This window comes from Stenotrophomonas sp. HMWF003, assembly GCF_003061285.1.
Classification (GTDB): Bacteria; Pseudomonadota; Gammaproteobacteria; order Xanthomonadales; family Xanthomonadaceae; genus Stenotrophomonas; species Stenotrophomonas maltophilia_AP.
This window is the reverse complement of record NZ_QAIW01000287.1, coordinates 1-4,524: the sequence shown is the minus strand read 5'-3', so window position 1 is coordinate 4,524 and position 4,524 is coordinate 1. Positions and strand designations below refer to the sequence as shown.

The following is a 4,524-nucleotide window of genomic DNA, read 5'->3' as shown; positions in this document are numbered from 1 at the left end:
CGCACAGGCCGTCGAGCAGCGTTGCCCACGTCCCCGGCGGCAATTGCAGTCGACTGGGCGGGGTCATGCCGCGCCCCCGCTGCGCGCGTCGGCGTCGGCGTCAGCGTCGGCAGGCAGCGCGGCCACCGCCAGCAGCGCCCAGCCATCGCACTCGTCGCCCCGCATATCGGCGGCAGCCAACCCAGCGTCGATCAGCGCCCGTATCACGGCCGGTCGATGGAGGTTGATCCACTGACCGGCGGCGCTGCGCACGCTCCCCGTGGCCAGCCCCGCATCCCCTGACAGGCGACCGTTTGCCGGGTCGGCGTCGAAGCGGATGCGCAGGCGGCGCCCGGCACCGTAGGCCGACAGCACCGTCCAGGCGGGGTCGGCGCTGACCGGCCCACGCCGGATGCTGCAGATGAAGGGCGCACCGTCGATGACCAGACGGCGTGGCGGAGAACGTGACATGCAGGGCGTACAACCGGACCGCGAAGCGCCCAGCGTGCCACCAAACGCCGTCCTTCAGAAGCATGGTCCCGGACACCCCCGGGGCAAACCACTATCATGGTCCTCTTTGCTCCCGGTATCCCCATGGCTCTCACCGCCACCATCCGCAAGGCCGAACTGCAGATCAGCGACATGGATCGCGGCTACTACGCGACCCATAACCTGACCCTGGCCCAGCACCCGTCGGAAAACGATGAGCGCCTGATGGTGCGCCTGCTGGCCTTCGCGCTGAATGCAGAGGACCGCCTGGAGTTTGGCCGCGGCCTGAGCACCGACGACGAGCCGGACCTGTGGCACCGCGACTACACCGGCGACATCCTGCAGTGGATCGACCTGGGCCAGCCCGACGAATCGCGCATCCGCAAGGCCTGCAACCGCAGCCGCCAGGTTCAGGTCATCACCTTCGCCGGGCACGGCGCCGATATCTGGTGGAGCAAGCAGGCCAAGGGCCTGGAGCGCTTCGACAACCTCTCGGTGCTGGATCTGGACAGCACCTTCGTGGAACGCTGGGCCGAGCAGATCCAGCGCGCCATGCGCTGGAATGTGCTGATCCAGGATGGCGAAGTGCAGCTGATCAACGACCAGATGCAGCTGGACGTGATCCCGACCTGGCGTAAGCGCATCAAGGAATGAGCCAGGCGATGAAGCCCATTGCATGCGACGTGCTGGTGATCGGCGCCGGCGCGGCCGGGCTGATGTGTGCGCTCACCGCCGGCCAACGCGGCCGCATGGTGCAGGTGATCGACCATGCCAACAAGGTTGGCAAGAAGATCCTGATGTCCGGCGGCGGGCGCTGCAACTTCACCAACACCGGCACCACGCCGGCCAATTTCCTTTCGGCCAACCCGCACTTCTGCAAGTCGGCGCTGGCCCGGTATACCCCGTGGCACTTCATCGAGATGGTCGAACGCCACGGCATCGCCTACCACGAGAAGGAACTGGGCCAGCTGTTCTGCGACGTTTCTTCCAAGCAGATCGTGCGCATGCTGATGGACGAGTGCCAGGCCGCCGGCGTGCAGGTACGCACCGACTGCGGGGTGACCCGGGTCGAGCACGGCAGCGACGGTTTCCATGTCACCACCGCACAGGGGCAGTTCCATGCCGCCTCGCTGGTGGTGGCCACCGGCGGCCTGTCCATTCCCAGCCTGGGCGCCAGCGGCTTCGGCTACGAGCTGGCCCGCCAGTTCGGGCATGAGGTGCTGCCCACCCGCGCCGGGCTGGTCCCGCTGACCCTGAGCGGCAAGCACCAGGAACGCTTCAACGACCTCAGCGGGGTGGCCCTGCCGGTGACGGCGCGCTGCAACGACGTGGCCTTCAGCAACTCAATGCTGATCACCCACCGCGGCATCAGCGGCCCGGCGATCCTGCAGATCTCCTCGTTCTGGCAACCCGGCGACGACCTGCGCCTGGACCTGCTGCCGGGCCAGGACGCGGAAGGCTGGCTGCGCGCGATGAAGCGCGACCGCGGTGCGGCGGAACTGCGCACGGTGTTGTCCGAGGTGCTGCCGCGGCGGCTGGCGCTGCGCCTGTGCGAGCACTGGCTGCCCGACCGCCCGGTCAAGCAGATCGACGAACCGCAGCTGCGCGAGGCCGCGGCGTTGCTGCAGGGCTTCCCGCTGGTGGCCAGCGGCACCGAGGGGTACCGTACCGCCGAGGTCACCCTGGGCGGCGTGGACACCCGCAAGGTGTCGTCCAGTACGTTTGAATCGCAGTTGGTCCCTGGCCTGCACTTCGTGGGGGAAGTGCTGGACGTGACCGGCTGGTTGGGCGGGTACAACTTCCAGTGGGCCTGGGCCAGCGGCCATGCGGCAGGCCAGGTGGTGTAAGCCGGCGGCGGATTCGTGACCGGCTACCGTTTGCCGCATGGACGTATCCACAGCCATCGTGTATCAAGTTTGCAGTCCGGGGAGTAGTGAATGCAGAACACGAATGACATGACCGTGCGCCTGCTGATCGTGGATGACAGCGGTGAAAACGCTGAAACCATCGTCAGCACGCTGCGCAACAGCGGCATCGCGGTGCGCCCGGCGCGCCCGCAGCACGCCGAGGAGCTGGCCCAGATCCTGGGCGCCCAGCCGATCGACCTGGTGCTGGCCGCGCCTGCGCAGAGCATTCCGCTGCTGCTGGTCACCCAGCAGATCGCGGCCAGCGGCAAGGACATCCCGATGATCCTGCTGGCCGAATCGATCGACGAGAACGAGTGGGTCGAGGCCGGGGCCAACGGCATCCGCGCCATCGCCCTGCGCAACCGCCCCGAGCATCTGCTGGCGGTGGTGCGCAACGAGTGGACCGACCTGCACGCGCGCCGCGGGCTGCGCCGCATCGAAGCGCAGATGCGCGAAACCGAACGCCGCTGCGATGCCCTGATCTCCTCCTCGCGCGACCCCATCGCCTACGTCCACGAAGGCATGCACATCCGCGCCAACGAGGCGTACCTGGAGATGTTCGGCTACGAATCCTTCGACGACGTCGAAGGCATCTCGCTGCTGGACATGGTGGCCCCGCAGCACGTGGACGGTTTCAAGCAGCTGCTCAAGTCGATGAGCAAGGGTGAGGCGCCGCCGCCGCAGTACCAGGTGGATGCGCGCAACCAGGAGGGCGCGGTGTTCCCGGCCACCATGGAATTCACCCAGGCCAGCTACGAAGGCGAATCCTGCCTGCAGGTGGTGTTCCGCCGGCGGCGGATGGAGTTCGATCCGGAACTGGCCCGCGAGGTCGAAGACCTGCGCCAGCGCGACCAGGTCACCGGCCTGCTCAACCGCCCCACCTTCATGCTGCACGTGGAAAACGCGGTGGCCCAGGCCGGCCGCAGCGAAGGCCAGTTCGGCCTGCTGCTGATCGAGCCGGACCACTACGCGCGCCTGCTGCCGGACATCGGGCTGGATTCGGCTGATGCCCTCATCGGCGCGCTCGGCCAGGTGCTGGCCGCCAGTGTCGGCGATGCGGCCCAGGTGGCCCGCTTTGGCGAGCACAGCTTCGCGGTCCTGACCGAAGGCGCCTACGCGCAGACGGTGGCCCTGGCCGACCAGATCCGTGATGCGTTCGCCGGCCAGGTGTTCAGCATCGGCGAGCGCTCGGCCACGGTCACCGTCAGCATCGGCGGCGTGCAGGTGGGCGAGAAGATCGCCAGCATCGGCCAGGTCCTGGCGCGCGCCACCGAATGCCAACAGGCCGCGTCGGAACTGGGCAACACCACGCGGATCTTTGATCCGGCCGCCATCGACCGGGTGGAAGAAGAGCGCATCCAGCGCTGGGTCACCCGCATCCGCGAGGCGCTGGGCGGCGACGGCTTCCAGTTGCACTACCAGCCGGTGCTGAGCCTGCAGGGCGAGCCGCTGGAGCTGTACGAGGCGTACCTGCGCCTGGACAACAACGGCGAGCTGCTCAGCCCTACCGCCTTCCTGGGCATCGCCGAGGAACATGGACTGCTGGCCGACATCAACCGCTGGGTGGTCGCACACGCCATTGGCGTGCTGGGCGAGCGCGCGCGCGCCGGCCATGCCACCCACATGATGGTCAAGATCACCCCGGAGTCGTTCAACGACCCGCAGATGGTGGCCACGCTGCGCCGCGAGCTGCAGGCCCAGGGCGTGCCGGGCGAACGGTTGTGGCTGCATGCGCCGGGAGCGAAGGTGTTCACCCACCTGCGCAATGCCCAGCAGTTCCTGGCCGAGGTGGCACCGCTGGGCTGCCGGATCGGCCTGGAGCAGTTCGGCTCGGGGCTGGATTCGTTCCAGCTGCTGGCGCACTTCCAGCCGCAGTTCCTCAAGCTGGACCGCGATTTCACCCGCGATGTGGCCAGCACCCGCGAGCACAGCGAGAAGATCAGCGAAATCACCGCACGCGCGCAGTCGGCCAACATCCGCACCATCGCCGAGTTCGTCGCCGATGCCAACTCGATGAGCCTGTTGTTCAGTGCCGGCGTGGACTACGTGCAGGGCGACTTTGTCGGCCCTGCCGGGCCGGTGATGAATTTCGATTTCGCGTAAGGGACGTCACGACCGACGGTCGTGACCTATCGGCGTGCGTCACGAC

The 4,524-nt window shown here is 67.8% G+C and carries 4 protein-coding genes; 3 read left to right on the top strand and 1 reads right to left on the bottom strand.

Annotated elements, in window-relative coordinates; all coding sequences use genetic code 11:
• Nucleotides 1-63: 63 nt before the first annotated feature.
• Entirely contained in the window at nucleotides 64-450 is a 387-nt protein-coding gene (locus DBR34_RS11880; protein ID WP_128096949.1) for a hypothetical protein, read from the bottom strand.
• A gap of 123 nt (nucleotides 451-573) precedes the next feature.
• Here DBR34_RS11880 and DBR34_RS11875 point away from each other — a divergent pair, with 123 nt between their 5' ends.
• The 3 genes from DBR34_RS11875 to DBR34_RS11865 all read left to right on the top strand — a co-directional run bounded on the left by DBR34_RS11875 (nucleotide 574) and on the right by DBR34_RS11865 (nucleotide 4,478).
• Nucleotides 574-1,122, top strand: a complete 549-nt coding sequence (locus DBR34_RS11875; RefSeq protein ID WP_038688875.1) for a YaeQ family protein — start codon at nucleotides 574-576, stop codon at nucleotides 1,120-1,122.
• 8 nt (nucleotides 1,123-1,130) lie between these two features.
• Entirely contained in the window at nucleotides 1,131-2,315 is a 1,185-nt protein-coding gene (locus tag DBR34_RS11870) for an NAD(P)/FAD-dependent oxidoreductase (RefSeq protein ID WP_128096948.1), read from the top strand.
• 90 nt (nucleotides 2,316-2,405) lie between these two features.
• Complete coding sequence (locus tag DBR34_RS11865; protein WP_128096947.1) at nucleotides 2,406-4,478, top strand: EAL domain-containing protein; 2,073 nt, start codon at nucleotides 2,406-2,408, stop codon at nucleotides 4,476-4,478.
• Nucleotides 4,479-4,524: the final 46 nt, after the last annotated feature.